At 41.2% G+C, this 19,733-nt stretch carries 20 protein-coding genes and 1 riboswitch; of the genes, 2 read left to right on the top strand and 18 right to left on the bottom strand.

All coding sequences use genetic code 11. The annotated features are described in order from the left end of the window. Positions 1 to 2 precede the first annotated feature (2 nt). The 9 genes from hpt to EFT72_RS04920 form a co-directional block, all read right to left on the bottom strand. Entirely contained in the window at positions 3 to 530 is a 528-nt protein-coding gene (gene hpt, locus EFT72_RS04960) for a hypoxanthine phosphoribosyltransferase (protein WP_124065804.1), read from the bottom strand. Beyond that, a complete protein-coding gene (gene tilS, locus EFT72_RS04955) occupies positions 520 to 1,899 on the bottom strand; it encodes a tRNA lysidine(34) synthetase TilS (protein WP_124065803.1) in 1,380 nt (459 codons plus the stop codon). Before tilS ends, hpt begins: the two co-directional genes overlap by 11 nt. A 71-nt stretch (positions 1,900 to 1,970) precedes the next feature. Beyond that, the gene (locus EFT72_RS04950) at positions 1,971 to 3,389 is read right to left on the bottom strand and encodes a SpoIIE family protein phosphatase (protein ID WP_347561842.1); all 1,419 of its coding nucleotides are present in this window, start codon (positions 3,387 to 3,389) and stop codon (positions 1,971 to 1,973) included. Positions 3,390 to 3,641: 252 nt separating this feature from the next. Next, on the bottom strand, positions 3,642 to 4,001 hold the full coding sequence (locus EFT72_RS04945) for a septum formation initiator family protein (RefSeq protein WP_347561841.1): 360 nt from the start codon (positions 3,999 to 4,001) through the stop codon (positions 3,642 to 3,644). Then, entirely contained in the window at positions 3,974 to 4,330 is a 357-nt protein-coding gene (gene yabQ / locus EFT72_RS04940) for a spore cortex biosynthesis protein YabQ (RefSeq protein WP_124065801.1), read from the bottom strand. Before yabQ ends, EFT72_RS04945 begins: the two co-directional genes overlap by 28 nt. 17 nt (positions 4,331 to 4,347) lie before the next feature. Continuing rightward, the gene (yabP, locus tag EFT72_RS04935; protein ID WP_124065800.1) at positions 4,348 to 4,632 is read right to left on the bottom strand and encodes a sporulation protein YabP; all 285 of its coding nucleotides are present in this window, start codon (positions 4,630 to 4,632) and stop codon (positions 4,348 to 4,350) included. A gap of 89 nt (positions 4,633 to 4,721) precedes the next feature. Beyond that, positions 4,722 to 4,961, bottom strand: coding sequence for an RNA-binding S4 domain-containing protein (locus EFT72_RS04930; RefSeq protein WP_124065799.1), 240 nt, complete (start codon positions 4,959 to 4,961; stop codon positions 4,722 to 4,724). Between the two features lie 3 nt (positions 4,962 to 4,964). Then, on the bottom strand, positions 4,965 to 5,267 hold the full coding sequence (locus tag EFT72_RS04925) for an HU family DNA-binding protein (RefSeq protein WP_279221960.1): 303 nt from the start codon (positions 5,265 to 5,267) through the stop codon (positions 4,965 to 4,967). 64 nt (positions 5,268 to 5,331) lie between these two features. Beyond that, positions 5,332 to 5,724, bottom strand: coding sequence for a MazG family protein (locus tag EFT72_RS04920; protein WP_124065797.1), 393 nt, complete (start codon positions 5,722 to 5,724; stop codon positions 5,332 to 5,334). A gap of 150 nt (positions 5,725 to 5,874) precedes the next feature. Here EFT72_RS04920 and EFT72_RS04915 point away from each other — a divergent pair, with 150 nt between their 5' ends. Then, positions 5,875 to 6,855 carry an MBL fold metallo-hydrolase gene (locus EFT72_RS04915; RefSeq protein ID WP_124065796.1) on the top strand — a complete coding sequence of 327 codons (981 nt, stop codon included), beginning with the start codon at positions 5,875 to 5,877 and terminating at the stop codon, positions 6,853 to 6,855. 66 nt (positions 6,856 to 6,921) lie between these two features. Here EFT72_RS04915 and EFT72_RS04910 read toward each other — a convergent pair whose 3' ends face one another. From EFT72_RS04910 to pth, 4 genes are all read right to left on the bottom strand, one after another. Then, positions 6,922 to 7,065 (bottom strand): AE-binding protein, encoded by a 144-nt coding sequence (locus tag EFT72_RS04910; RefSeq protein ID WP_124065795.1) that lies wholly within the window; start codon positions 7,063 to 7,065, stop codon positions 6,922 to 6,924. Between the two features lie 12 nt (positions 7,066 to 7,077). Then, positions 7,078 to 7,626, bottom strand: coding sequence for a stage V sporulation protein T (spoVT, locus tag EFT72_RS04905; protein WP_124065794.1), 549 nt, complete (start codon positions 7,624 to 7,626; stop codon positions 7,078 to 7,080). Positions 7,627 to 7,863: 237 nt separating this feature from the next. Next, the gene (mfd, locus tag EFT72_RS04900) at positions 7,864 to 11,415 is read right to left on the bottom strand and encodes a transcription-repair coupling factor (RefSeq protein ID WP_124065793.1); all 3,552 of its coding nucleotides are present in this window, start codon (positions 11,413 to 11,415) and stop codon (positions 7,864 to 7,866) included. A 9-nt stretch (positions 11,416 to 11,424) separates the two neighbouring features. Continuing rightward, entirely contained in the window at positions 11,425 to 11,991 is a 567-nt protein-coding gene (gene pth, locus EFT72_RS04895) for an aminoacyl-tRNA hydrolase (protein WP_124065792.1), read from the bottom strand. Between the two features lie 231 nt (positions 11,992 to 12,222). Further along, a riboswitch (purine riboswitch) is annotated at positions 12,223 to 12,318 on the top strand. A gap of 10 nt (positions 12,319 to 12,328) precedes the next feature. Between pth and EFT72_RS04890 the strand changes: the two genes are divergently transcribed. Next, positions 12,329 to 13,738, top strand: coding sequence for an NAD(P)/FAD-dependent oxidoreductase (locus tag EFT72_RS04890; RefSeq protein WP_347561840.1), 1,410 nt, complete (start codon positions 12,329 to 12,331; stop codon positions 13,736 to 13,738). A gap of 80 nt (positions 13,739 to 13,818) precedes the next feature. On the opposite strand, the gene EFT72_RS04885 is transcribed toward EFT72_RS04890, so the two are convergent. From EFT72_RS04885 to EFT72_RS04865, 5 genes are all read right to left on the bottom strand, one after another. Further along, complete coding sequence (locus EFT72_RS04885) at positions 13,819 to 14,616, bottom strand: HAD family hydrolase (RefSeq protein ID WP_124065791.1); 798 nt, start codon at positions 14,614 to 14,616, stop codon at positions 13,819 to 13,821. Beyond that, positions 14,613 to 15,197 (bottom strand): xanthine phosphoribosyltransferase, encoded by a 585-nt coding sequence (locus EFT72_RS04880; RefSeq protein WP_124065790.1) that lies wholly within the window; start codon positions 15,195 to 15,197, stop codon positions 14,613 to 14,615. The genes EFT72_RS04885 and EFT72_RS04880 overlap by 4 nt, the downstream gene beginning before the upstream one ends. A gap of 23 nt (positions 15,198 to 15,220) precedes the next feature. Next, positions 15,221 to 16,336, bottom strand: a complete 1,116-nt coding sequence (gene tig / locus EFT72_RS04875) for a trigger factor (protein WP_124065789.1) — start codon at positions 16,334 to 16,336, stop codon at positions 15,221 to 15,223. A gap of 122 nt (positions 16,337 to 16,458) precedes the next feature. Beyond that, the gene (locus EFT72_RS04870) at positions 16,459 to 17,856 is read right to left on the bottom strand and encodes an aminopeptidase (protein WP_124065788.1); all 1,398 of its coding nucleotides are present in this window, start codon (positions 17,854 to 17,856) and stop codon (positions 16,459 to 16,461) included. A gap of 72 nt (positions 17,857 to 17,928) precedes the next feature. Next, entirely contained in the window at positions 17,929 to 19,728 is a 1,800-nt protein-coding gene (locus tag EFT72_RS04865; protein ID WP_124065787.1) for a glycerophosphodiester phosphodiesterase family protein, read from the bottom strand. Positions 19,729 to 19,733 lie beyond the last annotated feature (5 nt).

Genomic DNA, 19,733 nt, shown 5'->3' with positions numbered 1-19,733 from the left:
CCTTATTGCTGTTCTATCACTCCAATATATGGCAAATTCCTGTATATTTGATCGTAGTCAAGACCATACCCAATGATAAATTCATCCGGCACGGTGAAACAGGTGTACTTTACCTCTACCTGCTTCTTCACCCGGCGTTCCGGTTTATCAAGAAGGGTACATAACTCTATGCTATTTGGGTTTCTCTGCTTTAATACTTCTATTAAATAAGAAAGTGTATTGCCGGAATCAATGATATCCTCTACAATCAATACATCCTTCCCTTCAATGGGATCATCCAAATCCTTTGTAATCTTAACAATCCCACTAGAAACCGTACCAGAACCATAACTGGATACGGACATGAAATCCATGGTAAGGGGCAGACTAATCCTCTTTGCAAGTTCACAGGTAAAGAAAACGCCTCCTTTTAAGATGCAGATCAAATGTAGGGGTTTTCCCTCATAATCTTTGCTGACTTCTTCCGCGATTTCCTTTACTCGGTTTGCTACCTCTTCTTCTGACAACAATACACGTATCTTATCGTCCATTCTCTTTTCCTCCGTCTATCTGCATTTGTATTACTGTATGGGTATCATCTGTTATCTTATAATATTCACTGATCCGGTATCCGATGACCCAAAGGACATGAGAACCTTCTGTAACCAGCGGTATGTTACCCCGCTCTTCTCTGGGAATCTTCTCATCAATCATATATGACTTAAGAGTCTTCTTTCCGCCTCCGGTCAGTGTCAAGTAATCTCCTGTTTCTCGATACCTCACAGAGAATGCACATTTGATTCTATCATAATCAAACCATTTCGTATACCCGTTTTGGGGAATTTCCTGCCCTTTTTTATAAGGAAAAATCTCATAATCTACCCTCGGCAACGCATTTTTTTTGAATTCATCCACAAATTTGGTCTGATATTTCTTTTTTATCCACAAAACTCTGTTTTTAAGGGTGGCTATCCGTCCATTCGGTAGGTCGATCTGTCGGCCATCCGTTCCACAAAGAAGATCCAACACACTTTCAATGTGAATCATGGTAATATTTTTCATGGACCCATACACTTCTCGAATCATCTGCCGGATCACATACGTTATAATTATGTTATCTTCACTAATCAGTGCATCTGCTTTTATACCACAAGCATCACAAACTCCCTTTTCATCTGTTTGAACGATACGAAAGTCCTCTAATATGGCTTTGGCTTGCTTTTCTAAATACGCATCTGCTTTTTCTGCCATCTCTCCAGCACGAAGAATATTCTCCTTTGCACGGGGATTGATCTGTTCCTGAATGATCGGTAAAATAACCTGCCGAATCCGGTTCCTGGTATAATCTGTCATTTGATTTGTAGAGTCCTCACAATAAGATATCCCTTTTTCATTCAGATATGCAAGAATTTCCTTCCTTCCCACACACAAAAGAGGGCGGACAACGAACTCTCGCACAGAACGCATTCCACCAAGCCCTTTTAAGCCTGTTCCCCGAAACAGATTGTATAGAATGGTCTCAGCCTGATCATCGGCGTGATGAGCCACTGCTATTTTTGTCCCACCAAAATCAGACCTTTCTTTTTCAAAGATCTGATATCTGAGGTGCCGTCCAGCTTCTTCTACCGACATACCATGTTCCCTGGCATAGGAGGCTGCATCTACATAGATACAGGCAAAAGGCACCCTAAGACGACTGGATAGTTCTTTGGCATACTGGCTATCCCGGTCCGCCTCTTCTCCTCTAAGCCCATGGTGGACATGAATGGCTTTTAAAGACAAATCAAACTCTTTTTGGAGTTCTTCTAAAACCACAAGAAGACAGACCGAATCGGCTCCTCCTGATAGCGCCACAATGACGCGGTCCCCGGAGGTTAATAGTCGGTTCCGTCTGATATTTTCTAATATCATTTTGTACATTCTGCCACCTTCCTTAGTTGATTTTCTCCCCTCTCTTACATAAATATACCTTTAAAATCCTCTGAATGCAATTATAATTTCCTTTTCCATATGCCTGCGGTTAAAACAGTCATATCATCCGCCGCACGATCTGTAAAGGATCGGGCAAACAAAAGAATTCGATCTGCCATATCCTGGGGATTTTTTAGGGGCATTTCTTCAATAAATTGTTTCAACATTTGTTCTTTATCATCCTCTGGAAGTGCATCTAGCACTCCATCACTAACCATTATAATTCGGTTGTCATCCCATAATTTTTTGGACAACAATACAGGCTCTACTGGATTTATAATTCCCATGGGTACATCACCTGCTTCTAATAGCTCCACTCCCTTATCCCCAAGGATATAGGTTGCAGCGGCTCCTAGTTTCATTGCCTCTAAAATTCCTGTCTTTAAATCGATACAGCATAAATCGAGGGTTGCGGGGTGCTGTGATATCCCAGTTAAAAGTAACACCGTATTGACCATTTTCAAAGCCGCTCTCGTGGAAAATCCTGCTTCCAAAAGCCTTTGGGTCAATTCGATTACCTGTCGACTCTCTTCCTCAGCCGTTTTGCCACTTCCCATACCATCGGAAAGACTAATCAATACTTGTCCCAGCTGAATCTGCCCAAAGGTATAATTATCTCCTGAGACCTCTTCCCCTGATTTCACGGCTTTTGCTACCCCGTAAATCACCTGATAGTCTCCCTTTTCTACAAAACGTATGGTATCTGTCTGCTTTGTAATTAAATTTTTTCCATCCGGAGCAGCAATCCATTCTCCCTCTTCCATAATATTCTCTAATATCTCAGATGCTTCTTTTACTGTCATACATCGGCCATTCATCGTACGCATGGTCAAATATGCTTCTCTCTTTTGATTTTCATATTCAAGGAGCAAAACTTTTTCTACTATGATACGATTTCGTCGAAATACACGCCGGATTTCCATCTCCCAATCCGGTGTAATATCCACTGCATGCTCCACCTGATAAGAAAACTCTTCCAAAATGACAGCAAGTTCTTTAAACTGAACAATTACCGCATCCCGACTTTCCAAAAACCGGTTCTTCCAAGCCAAATTCATGGAAGCTCGTCCAAGTCCACGGTTTAGATGAATCATGTAATCATCTTTTTTCTTACAGCTTTCCAGAAAAAAACGGGGCATGTCCCCGTAGTCCACGCTCCCTTTCTGTTCAAATGCACGAATCAGATATTGCAGATAATATTGATTGTCTTGTTCTTTACCGGGATATACCATACATTTGTTACAGCCTGCACATACCATGGCTGCAGCCGTCTGTAACGCTGCAATCCCATCTTCCTTCGTAAGTCCTTGTTCTATGGATAAGTCATCTGTGCACGCTCTGGCAAGTTCCCCTAACGAATTTGCCATGTCGTTTAATCTCTTCGCCGTATATACATTCACATCAGCCATATCGTGATGTACCACCTTACGTTTGAACACAAAAATCCCTCCTGCCTGTTTCATGCTTCAAACCACATTATATACAGGGGGAAGGAAATATTTTGTCAAAACAACTGACACTCTCTTTAAAATCGTACGACAGGTTTCCACATTACTGTCCACGTTTTTTGGACATCTTGGGATACCCGAAGGGTGATTCCACATTACTGTCCACGTTTTTTGGACATCTTGGGATACCCGAAGGGTGATTCCACATTACTGTCCACGTTTTTTGGACATCTGGGATACTTCTTATTGCCTTTGTGATGGTTTAAGAAGAATCTCATCTGGATTTACAAGTCCAAGCTTTTGTTTCGCCACTTCTTCTACATATTGTTTTGTCTGAACATACACACGGTACTCTTCTAGTTTTTCCGCACGGTCCTTCTCCTTGTCCACCTGTCCCTCAAGACCCTCCAGGCGAAGGTGATATTCCTGTTCTTTTTCTTTTAAAGTGACTCCTTTTATCGTTACAATTGCAGCAAGACTAAAGACAACAAAAGTAACGCCGATTAAAGCCATACGGTTGCCCCATTTATCTTTTCTTTTTCTTCTTGATTTTCCCATTCCACTCACCGTCACTTTTACTGGTGCTTTTTCAAGTAGGTACACTTATGCACTCTAATTTTAAGGTATTTCCAGAAGTTTTTCAAGAACTTTAAGAAAAATCTGCTGACCAGACGATCATACAAAAACATTCCCAAAAAGATTCCTGTTATGACATATCCCCTCAATCCTCCGTCATTTTGCTCATATAGGAGAGAAAATGTTACCAGCGCCGCATATATCCAGTAAATCATGTCCTCAATCCCTACGACCACGTAGGAGTGTGGGATCATAATACGAGAAATCCTTAACAGGTCATATGTCATCATAAGTCCTACTCCCGTTAGAAAACTATAGAGCAGAAGCTTTACTTCATATACGATATGAACACTCATAGGACTCCTTCCACTTCTTACTTAAACAACCTAGATAACAGGGATTCTCCAGATCTTCTCAACGCCTCATTTGAGGAATAGTTTAGACTTTCAACGGTTCCGTTAATATCCACTTCTCCTTTATCCAAGGTTAAGCGGCTGACATGAAGCTCCTTGCCCTTTAGCGTTAATAAACCCATATCCGTATCCAACACAATCTGACTCTCATCAAAGGACACAACTTCCCGAATTCCTGTCATGGTACCGGAAGCCCGATTTTCAATTGTGAGCCTGTGGGGACGGATATTTACTTTTTCTTCCATAAGAAAAACCTCCTAATATACCTGTCTAAAGTATATTAAGAGGTAAGCTCAAATATTCCTGAAATGTATCATTCGTATGAAGTTTTAAGCTAAATATAACGATATAGCTCTTTTGCTTCTTCCTTTTTCACGGTTTCCGTAACATCAAGAACTTCAACTTTCACCGAACTGGTTCCGAAATGTATCTCTATGAAGTCACCTTGCTTAATGTTTAAGGAAGCCTTTGCTGGCTTTTCATTCACTAGCACTCTGCCTGCATCGCAAGCTTCGTTGGCTATTGTTCTTCTTTTGATCAGGCGGGAAACCTTAAGAAACTTGTCCAGTCTCATTTTTTATGCGTTTACCATATCTTTTAAAGCCTTACCAGCTTTAAATTTTGGAGTTTTGGAAGCAGGGATGTTCATTACTTCGCCGGTCTTTGGGTTTCTGCCTTCTCTTGCTGCTCGTTCAGAAACTTCAAATGTTCCAAAACCAACCAACTGGATTTTCTCGCCCTTAACTAATTCTTCAGATATTACATCTGTTAAAGCTTTTACTGCCTTCTCTGCATCCTTTTTAGACAATTCAGCTTTCTCTGAAACGGCTGTGATTAACTCTGCTTTGTTCATTAATATTTTCCTCCTAGAATGTAGCACCAGGCTACTAATTTTCGCGTTGACACGATTACTATATCATTTATATCTGTTTCTCCTGTTTTTGTCAAGGTTTTTTCCACTTTTGGGAACCTTTCTCCAGCATTTTTACTGCATTCCACAAAGCCTCTCCTTCTTCCGACGAATTTACCTTTTTATCGCCAAAAACATGAGGGTGCCTGCGGATCATTTTTTCACATATTCCATTGACCACATTATCAATAGAAAAAGCATTATTTTCCCTTGCAATCTGACTGTGAATCATGACCTGATACAAGACATCTCCAAGCTCCTCACAAAGATTTTCCATATCTTTATTATCAATGGCTAAAAGCACCTCTTCGCTCTCTTCCACCAAATGTTTTTTCAGACTTTCATGGGTTTGTTCCCGATCCCATGGACAGCCCTCATCTGACCGCAGTTTAATTGTAATATTTACTAAATCTTCGAAAGTATACATGAATGAAACCTCCTTTTTTAAATTATAACATAAGTTTAAAAAGGAAATCATTTCTAATTCTGAAGATTTTCTGACATTTACACCGACACCCTATTAAAAATGAGCGGTATCTTATATAATATGAGAGAATCGTGTTAACTGGAGGGAAAAATGAAAAAACTAAATATATGGAAGAGAATTGCTGCTTATTTACTGTTTATGAATCTTTTCATTGGCGCAATCTCAACAGGACCTTTTAGTGCTGGTCAAAAAGAGGGAAACCTCTCTGTAAAACACATGGGAATTGGTACTTCCTTAAAGATCGGCCCTGGTGCAAAATTATTTGATGGCGGCAGTTTATCTTTGTTGGCTGATTATGACAAACGCCAGATGCTTTCCATGGTATTACAGGATAAAGATGGAACCTTAGTTGTCATCGACGGCGGCTGGGATATTGATGCGGATCATCTAAGTGAGGTGATACAATCAAAGGGTGGTCATGTATCTGCTTGGTTCATCACGCATCCCCATTCGGATCATGCCGGAGCACTGTTAACGATTTTAAACGATTCCAGCAGAAAGATTACCATTGACCATGTTTATTACGGTCTGGCAGACCAAGCCTGGTATGAGAAAGTGGAATCGTCAAGATCCTCTCTGGTAACAGATTTAAGAAATGCACTGGGAAAGCTTCCAAAAGAAAGTCTCCATACCGTACACAAAGGAGATGAATTCCAGTTTGGAGGCATTACGGGGAAGGTTTTAAATGATCCCTATCTGCTTGACGTAACCTCTGTTAACAACAGCTCCATTGCTTACAAATTCTTCTTAAACGGAGTAAGCATTTTAGTCCTTGGTGATATGGGACCAGAAGCTGGTGCCCTTCTTTACGAACAAACCAGCGTAAAAGACTTAAAAAGTGACATCGTCCAGATGTCCCATCACGGTCAGTACGGCGTCAGTCGGGAAGTCTATGCTGCTATTAATCCCACGATCGCACTCTGGCCCTGCCCACTCTGGCTTTGGAACAATGACGGGGGAAGCGGAATCGGAAGCGGGGACTGGAAGACACTGGAAACCAGAGAATGGATGAAAAATATAGGTGTAAAAATAAATTACTGTATCAAAGATGGAGATCAAATTATCCATTAAATCCAACCTCATACTTGAAAGGACAGCCTGTCCGGGCTGTCCTTTTTCTTATATATCGGGAATTGGTCATTCCCCTCCCGGACCATCTTTTCTTGGCCTTTCAGATTCTGGTAAAGGTTCTACATAGGAGCCATCTTTATATGATTCAGAATCGATTTCTGGTATATTTTTCTTGTTAGAATCATCTTCCTGGGGCATAATCACTCTCATTTTTTCACCTCCTTACCCTTCCATCTGACGTCCTAAAAATCCTGCCGCTGTCGTAGCAAGTTTTGTTTCCATTTCACCAAACCGCGCCCTTGGTTCTCTGCTTAACAGTACCACAGAGCCTATGGCGTCACCTTCACATAGAATGGGAGCGATCACTTCGGCAGTTACTGCTTCTAGCACTTCTCCCGTCAGAGGAGTAAAATTCTTATCCTCTTTTCCTGCTACAACAACAGTTCGTTCATTGATCACATTCTCCAGCTGCTTACTAATTGTTTTCTGAAGCAGTTCTTTTTTTGAGCCACCTGCAACTGCGATGACTTGATCCCGATCACTGATGCAAACCGTAAGTCCAGTTGTCTGGGCCATTGCTTCGGCATACTGAGATGCAAATGCAGTCAGTTCTACCATGGGCGAATATTTTTTTAATATGATCTCTCCTTCTCTGTCCGTAAATATTTCAAGCGGAGTTCCTTCTCTTAACCGAAGTGTTCTTCTTATTTCTTTTGGTATCACCACACGCCCGAGGTCGTCAATTCTTCTTACAATACCGGTTGCTTTCATAGTTATTATTCCTCCATCTGTGCAATTTAAGATCACTGGTATTATTTTGCTACGAATACACCAGATTATACTTAAGTCTGCCATTTTTCCCAAAATTTAAGATCAGAGTTCGACCCTCTTAAAAAAAAGTCGAACCCTGATCTTATATTATTCTTATATTATTCCTATTTTAAAGTCTTTTATCACTCTCTCAGGTATATCACTTAAATTGCAAAATCAACCAGACAAACCCTTTTTTTATTTATCAGATAATTTTGCAATCTGCTTTAGGATTGTCTCTGCCCATTCAATCATGACCTCAGTGGAGGAATTTTTCTTTCTGTCTAGATAGGTAAACTTTGGTTCCTCTCCCATAACAACCTTTAGATCTCCCCGGTATTCTTTGATCAGTTCAGGGATCCCCTCCACCTTAAGTTTGGCTTTCTGATACATGGTGAGCCTTACTTCTTGACGATTTATGTTAACTTCTGTTACAAACGCATTGTGAGCCAATGCCTTTAAGGATGCTACTTTAAGAAGATTCTCAACCGGCTTTGGCATCTCTCCAAATCGATCCATCAATTCATCTTGCATATCCATATATTCCTCTTCATTCTCAATGCCTGAGATTCGTTTGTAGATATCAAGTTTTTGGGACTCGTTTTTAATATAAGAAGAGGGGATATAGGCATCAATATCGCAATCTACCACGGTCTCATACGTCTCTTCTTCTTTCCTTTGTCCCTTTAATTCCAGTACCGCCTGATTTAAAAGCTTACAATAAAGATCATATCCCACCGCTTCCATATGACCATGCTGCTCCGCTCCAAGGACATTACCTGCTCCTCTGATTTCTAAATCACGCATGGCTATTTTAATTCCAGAACCAAGTTCTGTAAATTCCCGAATGGCCTGCAGACGTTTTTCCGCTTCTTCCTTCAAAAGCTTATCCCGCTTGTACATCAAAAATGCGTAGGAAGTCCGGCTAGAACGGCCCACACGTCCCCGAAGCTGATAAAGCTGAGAAAGTCCCATTCGATCTGCATCTTGAATCACCATTGTGTTTGCATTGGGGATATCCAGTCCAGTTTCAATGATCGTGGTACAAACCAAAACATCGATCTCTCCATTTACAAAATCAAACATAATCCGTTCCAGTTCATGTTCATGCATCTGTCCATGGGCAAACGTTACAGAAGCTTCTGGAACCAGCTTAGCGATGTGATTTGCCACTTCGTCGATGTTATTGACCCGATTGTAGACATAATAAACCTGTCCGCCACGGGACAGTTCCCTGTGAATGGCTTCCCTTACCATCTCATCGTTGTGTTCCATGACATAGGTCTGAATGGGAACCCGGTCCACTGGAGGTTCTTCTAAGACACTCATATCCCGGATTCCCACAAGACTCATATGAAGCGTCCTTGGTATGGGAGTCGCTGTAAGTGTCAATACATCTATATTTTCCTTCAATTGCTTAATCTTTTCTTTGTGAGTCACTCCAAACCGCTGTTCTTCATCTATGATCAAAAGCCCAAGATCCTTAAACCGAACATCTTTAGATAACACCCGATGGGTTCCCACTACAATATCTACCATGCCTTTTTTTAGGTCTTCTACGGTTTTTTTGACCTGAGAGGGCGTTCGGAACCGGGACATTAGATCCACGCGCACCGGAAAATCCTTCATTCTCTGGGTAAAGGTGTTATAATGCTGCTGCGCAAGGATGGTGGTTGGTACCAGGTACACCACTTGCTTCCCATCCTGAACTGCCTTAAATGCAGCCCGCAGTGCAATCTCAGTCTTTCCATACCCCACATCTCCACAGATCAGCCGGTCCATAATCTTAGTACTTTGCATATCCTCCTTGGAAGATTCTATGGCCTCCCACTGGTCGTCGGTTTCTTCATAGGGAAACATCTCTTCAAATTCCTTCTGCCAGACTGTATCCTGTCCGTATTGAAATCCCTGAGTCTCCTGTCTTGTGGCATAAAGCTTAACTAGATCTTTTGCAATCTCTTTGACTGCACCCTTGACTCTGGTTTTTGTCTTATTCCACTGGTCACCTCCCAGACGATTCAGTTTTGGTTTCTTGGCATCTGCACCTGCATATTTTTGAATCCCGTCCAGTCTGGTCGCTGGCAAATATAAGTTGCCGTTATCTGCATATTCCACTTTTAAGTAATCCTTGATGACCCCATCTTGCTCGATTTTTTCAATTCCTTTGTAAATACCAAGCCCATGGTCTTCATGGACCACATAATCGCCAATGGATAATTCTGAAAAATTCTGAATCTTTGTTCCTTCGTAGACTTTCTTCTTCCGCTTCCGTTTCTTTTTTTCAATGCCGAACATATCCCCTTCGGTTATGACGAGGAATTTAATCATCGGATATTCAAATCCACGATGGAGATTTCCATACGTAACTAAGATCTCTCCTGGTAATACATTCCTTGGATTTACATTCCTTGACTCTTCTTCTTCGTTTAAACAGTAAGCCCTAAGATCATATTCTCTTAAATCTCCTGCCAAACGGCTGGCTCTAGTTCTAGAGGCCGATAAAAGAATCACCCGATACCCCTCTTTTTTCCATCTTGTTAAATCTTTAATTAAAAGTTCAAATCCATTTTGATAGGAATTTACATTTTTCACTTGAAAATTAAGACGCTTTTTCACTGTAAAACCAGATAATTTCTGCTCTAGACCAGATAAGTAAACCGTAGTGTTTGTCTGGACTTTTGCAAGCATTTCTTTTGCTGGGTATAAAAGCCCGGTCTGTCCGGGTAAAAGATAACCATTTTCCAGACGATGGATCATACTTTCCCGGAATTCCATCTCCACGATATCCCCTTTTTCTCGCAGTCGCTCTGGTTCATCTAAGAACAATACAGTCTCTTCTTTTGAGAAATAATCCAAAAAAGAAACACTATATTTACAAAAATAATGGATGTAACCGTCTAATCCATGCTGTTTATATCCTTCTTTTAACCCATCAAGCAGCTCCATAATAATCGAATGAATCCGTAACGCTTCATCCACTTTTTTCTGTGCCCTTAAATCCTTTTCGTATTTCTTCAATTCTTTTTGAAGTTCTACTATGCCATCTTCAATCTGTTCCTTTGTGAGAACCATTTCTGTCGCCGGATAAAGATGTACCTCTTCAAGCTGTTCAATGGAACGCTGGCTTTCCATGTCAAAGGTACGGATGGAATCCACTTCTTCATCCCAAAGTTCGATCCGGATCGGCTGTTCTTCCGTGAGAGGAAATACATCAATTATCCCTCCCCGAACAGAAAACTGCCCCATCCCATCCACCTGTGCCATCCGCTCATACCCCATATCTGTAAGACATTTCTTCCATTCTTCAACTTCAATGATCTGACCTGATTTTACGGAAAGAACTTGGTTTTTCATATGGGCCAATGGCATCAAATGATCCATCAATCCGTCAAAGGTAGTAACGATCCACCCAGAAGGTTCCTCCATCAGGTGGCGAAAGACAGACATACGCTGCTTGGTAAGCAGATTCCCGTGAATATCTGCACTGAAAAAAAGCAGGTCTCTAGCCGGATAAAGCCACACATTGGAATCAAAAAAACATAGGTCTTCATAAATCTCTCTTGCACTGGTATCATCATAGGTCACAACCAGTTTTGTCCTTACCTGCTTCGCTGATTCGTACATCAGATGGACTTTTTGGGAATCCAGGCAGCCACTTGCCGCCACAGGCCCGGCTTTTTTCTCCAGATCAGTGGAAAGATCTAAAAAATCCTTTAGCTCCTGCAATGGTTTTTCAAATAGATCGTTCATGAAATCTCCTTACTTTTTTCGGTTAAACTGGTTCATTGCTTTTTCTGTACCATCGGTAATGATCATCACCGCTGCCTCAGCCGCATCTTTATATGCATCCGCCATCACAGCTTCCTGCTCTTTGGGAAAACGTCCCAGCACATAGTCTGCCAGGTCCATCTCCTTCGGTTTTTCACCCACTCCTACCCGGATTCTTGGGAATTCCAGAGTTCCTAAATGGTTTATGATATTCTTTAATCCATTATGTCCTCCTGCACTTCCCTTTAACCGAATTCTCAACTGTCCCTCGCATAAATTGATGTCATCGCAGATTATAATAATATGTTCTGGGTCTATCTTATAAAAATCCGCCATAGATCGAATGCTTTCCCCGCTTAAATTCATGTAAGTCTGAGGTTTTGACAGAATTACTTTTTCCGTTCCTACCATTCCGGTTCCGCACAATGCGCGATGTTTTTTATCCGTTACCTGGATGCCTAGTTTGTCTGCCAGTAAATCAATGGCCTCAAACCCTACGTTATGTCTAGTCTTATCATACTCTCTCGATGGATTGCCTAGTCCTGCGATTATATACATATCCATTCTCCTTATTATTGTCTATATTAACTTTGGTTGCAATTCATGACTCTTCTAATTTAAGAACGTCCGAAAAGCGCTAGATTTCCCACAAAGGGTGTCTAACGCAGTTTCTTTATTTTAACAGTTCCCTTCCTAGATGTAAAGCGGTATCCCATTCTTGCCACCCTAGTCGAATCAATTGACCTGCATTTTACAATCATATCCCTTGTCATTCCACTATTAAATATGATAAAATAGTACCGTTGCGCTTATATAAGTTCATAATTGGTTGAACGTTTCTACCAGCTACCAAAATAGTTGACTATAAGGGTTAGAAGGAAAAGGAGTGATGTTCATGATAAAAGTTTCAAACAATTACGATGTGATCATTATTGGTGCAGGCCCATCTGGAATATTCTGTGCTTATGAATTGATCGAAAAAAAACCGGATTTAAAGATCTTGATGATTGAAAAAGGTCGTCCGATTGAAAAAAGAACATGTCCAAAACGGACAACCAAAGTATGTGTAGGCTGCAAACCATGTTCCATTACCACCGGTTTCGCAGGTGCAGGTGCATTTTCCGACGGAAAATTATCCTTATCTCCTGATGTAGGCGGAAATCTCCCTGAAATACTAGGGTATGACCATACCGTGGAACTGTTAAAAGAATCGGACAACATCTATTTAAAGTTTGGCGCAGATACCAATGTTTATGGCTTAGATAAGCAAAAAGAGATTCAGGAGATTCGCCGCAAAGCCATCAACGCCAACTTAAAGTTAATCGAATGCCCCATCCGTCATTTAGGAACGGAGGAAGGCTATAAAATTTACACTCGTCTTCAGGAACACCTGCTTCATCAGGGCGTTGAGATGAAATTTAATACTATGGTAAAGGATATCATCCTGAAAGAGAATCAAGCAATCGGGATCGTTACTGAGAACGATGAAACCATATACGCTCCTGAAATCGTATCCGCCATCGGGCGGGAAGGATCTGACTGGTTCAGCCATATCTGCAACAGTCACGGGATCGATACAATGGTGGGAACCGTTGATATCGGTGTCAGAGTTGAGGTTCGTGACGAAGTTATGGATTTTTTAAATAAGAATTTATATGAAGCCAAACTGGTTTATTATACCCCTACCTTTGACGACAAGGTCCGTACCTTCTGTACGAACCCCTCCGGAGAAGTAGCAACTGAATATTATGAGAATGGGCTTGCCGTGGTAAACGGCCACGCTTATAAAGCTCAGGATTATAAAACCAACAATACAAACTTTGCTATCCTAGTATCCAAAAACTTCACAAAGCCTTTCAAAACTCCCATTGAATATGGAAAGCACATCGCTCAATTAAGCAATATGCTTTGTGACAATCGGATTCTGGTACAGACCTTTGGTGATTTTCAAAGAGGACGTCGTACCACAGAAGAACGATTATGCCGGAACAATTTAATTCCTACTCTAAAGGACGCGGTCCCTGGTGACTTATCCTTGGTATTCCCTCACCGGATCATGGTGGACATTAAAGAGATGCTACTGGCACTGGATAAGGTGACTCCGGGAATTGCCAGCGATGAGACGCTGCTATACGGCGTAGAGGTCAAATTCTACTCCAACAAGGTTGTCGTGAATTCTGATTTTGAAACCAGTGTAAAAGGACTGCGCGCCATTGGGGACGGTGCTTCCGTCACAAGGGGGCTTCAACAAGCCTCTGCCAACGGGATCAGCGCTGCTCGCAGCATACTAGAACGAATCAAATAAATGCGCACAGAGTATTACAAAAGGCGGTTTTTCAGGTCAATACAAACCTGAAAAGCCGCCTTTTTATGGAACTGTAAACACTAGATAAGTCCCAGCTTTTTCATGGCATATGCCACTCCGTCATCTTCTACATTCTTGGTATAAAAGGTCGCATAGGGTTCTAGCTGTACACTATGATGTCCCATTAGAATGCAATTCTTCGCATACTCAAACATAGACAAATCATTGGTGCTATCTCCAAAGACATAGGTGTCTTTTAAGTCCACATGATAATGATTTAAGACTATTTCAATGGCAGTTGCCTTGGAATGACCTGCGGGAACACATTCGTAAAAATGTCCCCCTCGGTCTATGATCTCAAAATCAAGTCCAAGTGCCCTAGAAAATCCTCTCACATCACTGGTTTCATCTGCCATAACACAAAACTTATCAAAATCGTAAGCGTCCTCATCCCAGCCATAGGATGAGCGAAGGCCTACCATTTCTTTTGATTCCTTCATCTTCTGTACCTGAGGAATCTTTGAGACTCCTTTTTTAAAATAGCAGCTCTCCGTTCCCTCAAGGATACCATCAAGTCCATATTCCTGAATCATCTTTTTAATCTCAATGCCCTTCTCGTGAGGGATGGTCGCAGAATAGAGAACTTCTCCTTCTGCTATAATTCTGGTTCCGCACCCACAACAACAACCATCCACATCGATCAGACTTTGAATCGGAGCGGTAAGGCATTCGGTTCGTCCGGAATTAATAAACACCAGATGCCCTGCCTCCCTTGCCTTTTGTACTGCCTGCTTCGCACTTTCCGGCACATTCCGGTTAATCTCAGAAAACAATGTGCCGTCAATATCAAAAAACAGGGCTTTTCTCTTTCCAGTCATCGGTCACCTCGAAACCATATGGTGCCAGTTGATTCATCCATACGTTCTATAATTGCAAGAGATTCCAGCCGGATTCCTTCTGCCCGCAGACGGTCTCCTCCAGGCTGAAACCCTTTTTCTATTACGATTCCAGCACCAACTAATAAAGCACCTGAGTCTTTCACAATAGAAGCCAGTCCTTCCAATGCTTTTCCGTTCGCCAGAAAATCATCGATGAGAAGAACCTTATCTCCTTTGCCAATAAATTCTCTGGAAACCATCACGTCATATGTCTTACTATGAGTGAATGATTCTACTTGTGTCGTATAAACATCTCCAGCTATGTTCTTCGTTTTGGTTTTTTTAGCAAATACCACCGGAACGTCAAAATACTGAGCCACAATACAGGCAATTCCAATTCCCGATGCTTCAATCGTGAGAATTTTGTTGACCTCAATGCCGGAAAACCGTTCTTTAAACTCTTTTCCTATTTCCATGAACAGTCTGATATCCATCTGATGATTCAAAAAACTATCAACTTTTAACACATCACCAGCTTTAATCTTTCCGTCTTTTCGTATTCTGTCCTTTAAAAGTTGCATAAAGGTTCCCCCTAGGTGATTGTTTATTCTTTTATCTTCGCATTCTTTTTCAATAAATCAACAACTTTTTGGCTTAAGACGTACTCATCTACTTCGTACTGTCCTGCAGTCTCAATTAATTTGTCTGCACTTTCATAACCAAGTTCTTTTGCAGTATCATCCCGGTCTGAATCGGAAACTTTCATTCCCTCTTTGTCTGCGATGGCGTGTATAACAAGTTTCTGTTTTACCAGACCTTCTGCCTGTGTCTTCATCTCTTTTCTAAAATCTTCTTCCTTCATTCCAGAAAAAGCCTGAACAAAACTTGCAAAATCCATACCATACGTAGCTGCCTGATTTTCATATCTGATAATTAAGTTCTTTGCATTGGCGTCAATCGCTTCCTGCTTCGGTGTAATCGTAGAACTATTGACAATGGCACCAAAGATGTCATTTAACATCTTTTCATCTGCCTGATCATTTTTCGTCTTAAGAAGGCCCTGTTTCTTATCTGCCTTATATTCGTCCACGGTTTTAAATGCTGTATTATCTGTTACAAATGCTTCGTTTAATTCTGGTGTGTTCTTCTCTTTTACCGAATTGATTGTTACTTCAAAGACTACAGGCTGGCCTGCCAGATCTTTGTTCCCGTAATTCTCAGGAAACGTAAGATCCAAAGAAAGCTTGTCTCCCTTTTTGGCACCTATCACTTTCTCTTCAAATCCTGGGATAAACTGATTGGAACCTAGGGTTAAATCATACCCTTTTGCAGTTCCGCCATCAAATGCGACCCCATCTTTTTTTCCTGTGAAATCAAGATTTACAACATCACCAGACTTTGCTTCACGTTCTACTTCTGTATCTGTCTCATGAGCGCTTAAATCACTCTGAACCGCTTGATCTACTTCTTCGTCGGTTACTTCTGCTGCCGTTCTTTCTACTTCAATGCCCTTATATTCTCCCAGAGTAATGGTTCCGTTGTCCACATTGGTTAAATCTTCCATAGCCTGAGTCTCTTTGACACTATCTTCTGCTTTGGTTGCATCTGATTCTGTTGCCTTCGTCTCCTCAGTGGTTGGTTTTGTATCCTTTTTTCCACACCCTGTAATCAGTGACACAGCCAAGAGACCACATAGACATACTTTAACTATTTTTCTCATTATATTTTCCTTTTTCTTTCTCTTTTTTTGAATAAGTCATGAAGTTCTTCCTGTCAGTTATACCATATCCCAACAGGTAAAAAAAGTAGTTTCAATAAATTAACATATTTTTCAATAATTCCTTAAGATTTATAAAATACCCGGAATGCTTTATACGTATTGTATACATCCAGCTTGGAGGAAAGTTCAAATGGAGCATGCATGGATAGAATGGGAACGCCAAGATCCACTGTATCTACATTCATATGAGCTACATATTTGGCTATGGTTCCACCGCCGCCCTGATCGACCGCACCAAGTTCTCCAATCTGCCAGTAAACACCTTCCGCTTCCATCATGGCAATCACCTTTGCCATTAATTCCGCACTGGCATCGTTTGAACCTGCTTTTCCTCGCACTCCGGTATATTTGGTTAGTACGCAGCCTTTGTTTAAAAAGCAGGCGTTTCTTTCCTCAAATACGGAAGCAAAGGTAGGATCATAAGCAGCATTAACATCGGAAGACAAACAAATGGAATTCTGAAGCACTTCTCTTACGTTTACACCTGCCATCTCTGCCAGATCTTGTATGTAATGAAGCACATAATCGGAATTCAACCCCGTATTTCCGTCTGAACCAATCTCTTCTTTGTCCGATAATATGGTAACGGTTGTAAACTTTGGATTCACGGTTTCAAGTTCCGCCATCAATGCAGTGTAAGCACACACCCGGTCATCTTGTCCATAAGCTCCAATTATGCTATGGTCTAACCCCACATCCTTTGCTTTCTGGGCTGGAACAAGTTCAATCTCTGCCCGCAAAAAATCTGCCTCTGTAATTCCATATCGATCATGAAGTAGTTTCAAAGCCAAAAGTTTAACTGGATCTTTGAGTTCTGCATCATCAACAAATGGAAGGGACCCAATGATAACATTAAGCTCTTCTCCCTTGATTCCATCTTTTAGCTTTCTATCGTTTTGTTCCAAAGCCAGATGAGGAAGTAGATCCGTAATACAAAATACCGGGTCTCCTTCTTTTTCCCCAATATTAACTTCAACCACTTCCCCATTTTTCTTAATAATGACACCATGCATGGCAAGCGGAACGGTTACCCACTGATATTTGCGGATTCCACCGTAATAATGTGTCTTAAAGAATGCCAGATCATTCTTTTCATAGACAGGATTGGGTTTTAAATCAAGTCTTGGGGAATCGATATGTGCCCCATTGATGCGCAGTCCTTTGTTTAACTTCTCTGTTCCAAATGTAGTTGCGAGAATTGCTTTTCCCCGGTTCACAAAGTAAACTTTATCACCCGGCTGATATTTCTTCCCACCTTCATAAGGTAGATATCCCTGCATCTCTAGCATAGCAACTGCTTCTCTGACACATTCCCGCTCTGTCTTTCCATTATCCAAAAACGTTTTGTATCCTTCACAAAACATCTTTGCTTCTTCTATCTGTGCGGGTGCATCTTTTCCTATGTGGGGAAATTTAAATGTCAATTCTTCTTGTAGTAACTGTCCTTTGGTTTTGTCCATCGTATCTTACCTCCATTAATTAGGGCCTTGCCCTGTTTTTGTTTTTTATGAATCAGAAGAGTTCATGACTGGCTATTTTAACAACAGCCTTACATACTCAAGCAAATTCTCCTCTGCTTCTTTCCGATAAATAATTTCTCTTGTAAGCACTGGATAATCCGTAATGATATTATCCACTTTAAGCATCTTCATCCGTTCCATCTCGCCTTTTGTGTTAATGGTCCATGCGTGAACTGCTTTTCCTTTCTCATGAGCGGATTCTACCAGTCTTTCGCTTACGAAATTAGATCGCAGGCTGATAAAATCAATGTCATCACTGGAATAACAATTCCCGTAAGCTGCTGATAAAATGTATCCGGTTCGGATCTTCGGATCTAACTTTTTAATCCTTGCTAGATAGGAGAGCCTGGTGGAAGTGACCACACACTGTTCCTCCATCTGGTATTCCTGAATCAAGAATACCACTTGTTCTGGCAGATCACTCCCTGGCTTTTGCCCTTTTATCTCTATGTTGATGCGGATCTTTCCTTTGCAGTATTCCATTACTTCCATAAGCGACGGGATTCGTTCTCCTTTGTATTCATCGGAAAACCATGCTCCAACATCAACTGTCTCTAATTCCTTGAACGTATAGGAACGAATGGGGCGATTGACCCCTGCCACCCTTTTTAAGGTATTATCATGCCCCAGTACCACAATTTTGTCGCTGGTTTCTTGTACATCAATCTCAACATAATCAGCGAGGTCCTCAACTGCCTTTGTAATGGCAGCCATGGTATTCTCTGGTGCTTCCCTTAAACTCCCCCGGTGTGCGGTTATCTGTATTTCACTTAGCAGCTCCCCAGTGATAAGAGATCCATTCCTTACCACATCAAAAAAAGAAAGCAGACTAAGCACGATTATAACACTTATAAGAACCAGTGTCATCTTCCGGCTATTGGTTTTGGTATTTCCCAAACGGATCACAGCTGTCTTCCTTGAAATTTTGCTGCTAAAGCGGAAATATTGGACACTGATGGCTCCTGTTATACCTGATACCATAAAAATACTTGTCAAAAACAAAAGTACCAATTCCATGCGGTCAACCGCTGCAGACATGAGTGCAAGTGTTAGACTGCTGTCTGTGAACAGGGTGACAATCACTGCTGTTAAAAATACACCAATTGCATAGATTCCCCAAAAAGCGGCAATCACCAAAACATAATAGCCTGCTATGATTGCCAGAACTTCCAACAGCCGGTCTTTTAATAGCCACCAGCTTCTAAAGTATCCGTCCCGGTAATTTCTCTGTTCTACCATACAGACATGGACGGTATAAAGTCCTGGAAATGCCAGAAGAAACAAAAGAATCATTGGAACAATCAAAGAAGCGCTTCCCCATGGCTGTTTAAAGATCTCATTCATAACAAAGTTAAGCGGTTTTAAATGTACAAACATCCGGTAAATAAAATACAAATTCATCCATACATAATGTGCTAGTACCAGCAGACCAAGCCGCCAGTTTTTCTCACGAATCTCATCCCAGAGTTTAATTAGACCTCCCGTTAAAATTTCCCCAAATGATAGTTTTCTACTATAAAACGTTCCCTGATAAAGAGTAAGGAAACAACCAGTTTCCAGCAGTAAAATCAAGATCCCAAATAAAAGCATCCCTAAGATCCACAAAATAGTTACGGGTTTGATCAAATAAAACCCAATATTGGCTGTGGTTAGATAGCTGTAATCGGCCTTATTAAGGGTAAACTGCAATCCCTTGTTTAGGGCAAGAAGATATAGGGGAGTTGTAACCAGCCGATAAAACAATGCAAAGACAAACCCTTTCTTCTGATAAAGTTTAAGAATCTGAAAGGTGTCTTTTGTTAATGAACCCATAACAA

Source organism: Clostridium sp. E02 (assembly GCF_003833015.1).
GTDB lineage: Bacteria > Bacillota > Clostridia > Lachnospirales > Lachnospiraceae > Lacrimispora.
The sequence above is the reverse complement of the archived record's forward strand: the minus strand, read 5'-3'. Positions and strand labels throughout refer to the sequence as shown.

What these genes read in the sequence shown, in the direction of transcription:
- EFT72_RS04910 (WP_124065795.1), bottom strand. Translation starts at nt 7,065, where the DNA reads ATGAGAGTGATTATGCCCCAGGAAGATGATTCTAACAAGAAAAATATA.
- yabQ (WP_124065801.1), bottom strand. Translation starts at nt 4,330, where the DNA reads ATGAGTGTTCATATCGTATATGAAGTAAAGCTTCTGCTCTATAGTTTT.
- tig (WP_124065789.1), bottom strand. Translation starts at nt 16,336, where the DNA reads ATGAGAAAAATAGTTAAAGTATGTCTATGTGGTCTCTTGGCTGTGTCA.
- hpt (WP_124065804.1), bottom strand. Translation starts at nt 530, where the DNA reads ATGGACGATAAGATACGTGTATTGTTGTCAGAAGAAGAGGTAGCAAAC.
- EFT72_RS04915 (WP_124065796.1), top strand. Translation starts at nt 5,875, where the DNA reads ATGAAAAAACTAAATATATGGAAGAGAATTGCTGCTTATTTACTGTTT.
- spoVT (WP_124065794.1), bottom strand. Translation starts at nt 7,626, where the DNA reads ATGAAAGCAACCGGTATTGTAAGAAGAATTGACGACCTCGGGCGTGTG.
- pth (WP_124065792.1), bottom strand. Translation starts at nt 11,991, where the DNA reads ATGTATATAATCGCAGGACTAGGCAATCCATCGAGAGAGTATGATAAG.
- tilS (WP_124065803.1), bottom strand. Translation starts at nt 1,899, where the DNA reads ATGTACAAAATGATATTAGAAAATATCAGACGGAACCGACTATTAACC.
- EFT72_RS04880 (WP_124065790.1), bottom strand. Translation starts at nt 15,197, where the DNA reads ATGCAACTTTTAAAGGACAGAATACGAAAAGACGGAAAGATTAAAGCT.
- mfd (WP_124065793.1), bottom strand. Translation starts at nt 11,415, where the DNA reads ATGAACGATCTATTTGAAAAACCATTGCAGGAGCTAAAGGATTTTTTA.
- EFT72_RS04885 (WP_124065791.1), bottom strand. Translation starts at nt 14,616, where the DNA reads ATGACTGGAAAGAGAAAAGCCCTGTTTTTTGATATTGACGGCACATTG.
- EFT72_RS04920 (WP_124065797.1), bottom strand. Translation starts at nt 5,724, where the DNA reads ATGTATACTTTCGAAGATTTAGTAAATATTACAATTAAACTGCGGTCA.
- EFT72_RS04930 (WP_124065799.1), bottom strand. Translation starts at nt 4,961, where the DNA reads ATGAGACTGGACAAGTTTCTTAAGGTTTCCCGCCTGATCAAAAGAAGA.
- EFT72_RS04870 (WP_124065788.1), bottom strand. Translation starts at nt 17,856, where the DNA reads ATGGACAAAACCAAAGGACAGTTACTACAAGAAGAATTGACATTTAAA.
- yabP (WP_124065800.1), bottom strand. Translation starts at nt 4,632, where the DNA reads ATGGAAGAAAAAGTAAATATCCGTCCCCACAGGCTCACAATTGAAAAT.
- EFT72_RS04865 (WP_124065787.1), bottom strand. Translation starts at nt 19,728, where the DNA reads ATGGGTTCATTAACAAAAGACACCTTTCAGATTCTTAAACTTTATCAG.
- EFT72_RS04890 (WP_347561840.1), top strand. Translation starts at nt 12,329, where the DNA reads ATGATAAAAGTTTCAAACAATTACGATGTGATCATTATTGGTGCAGGC.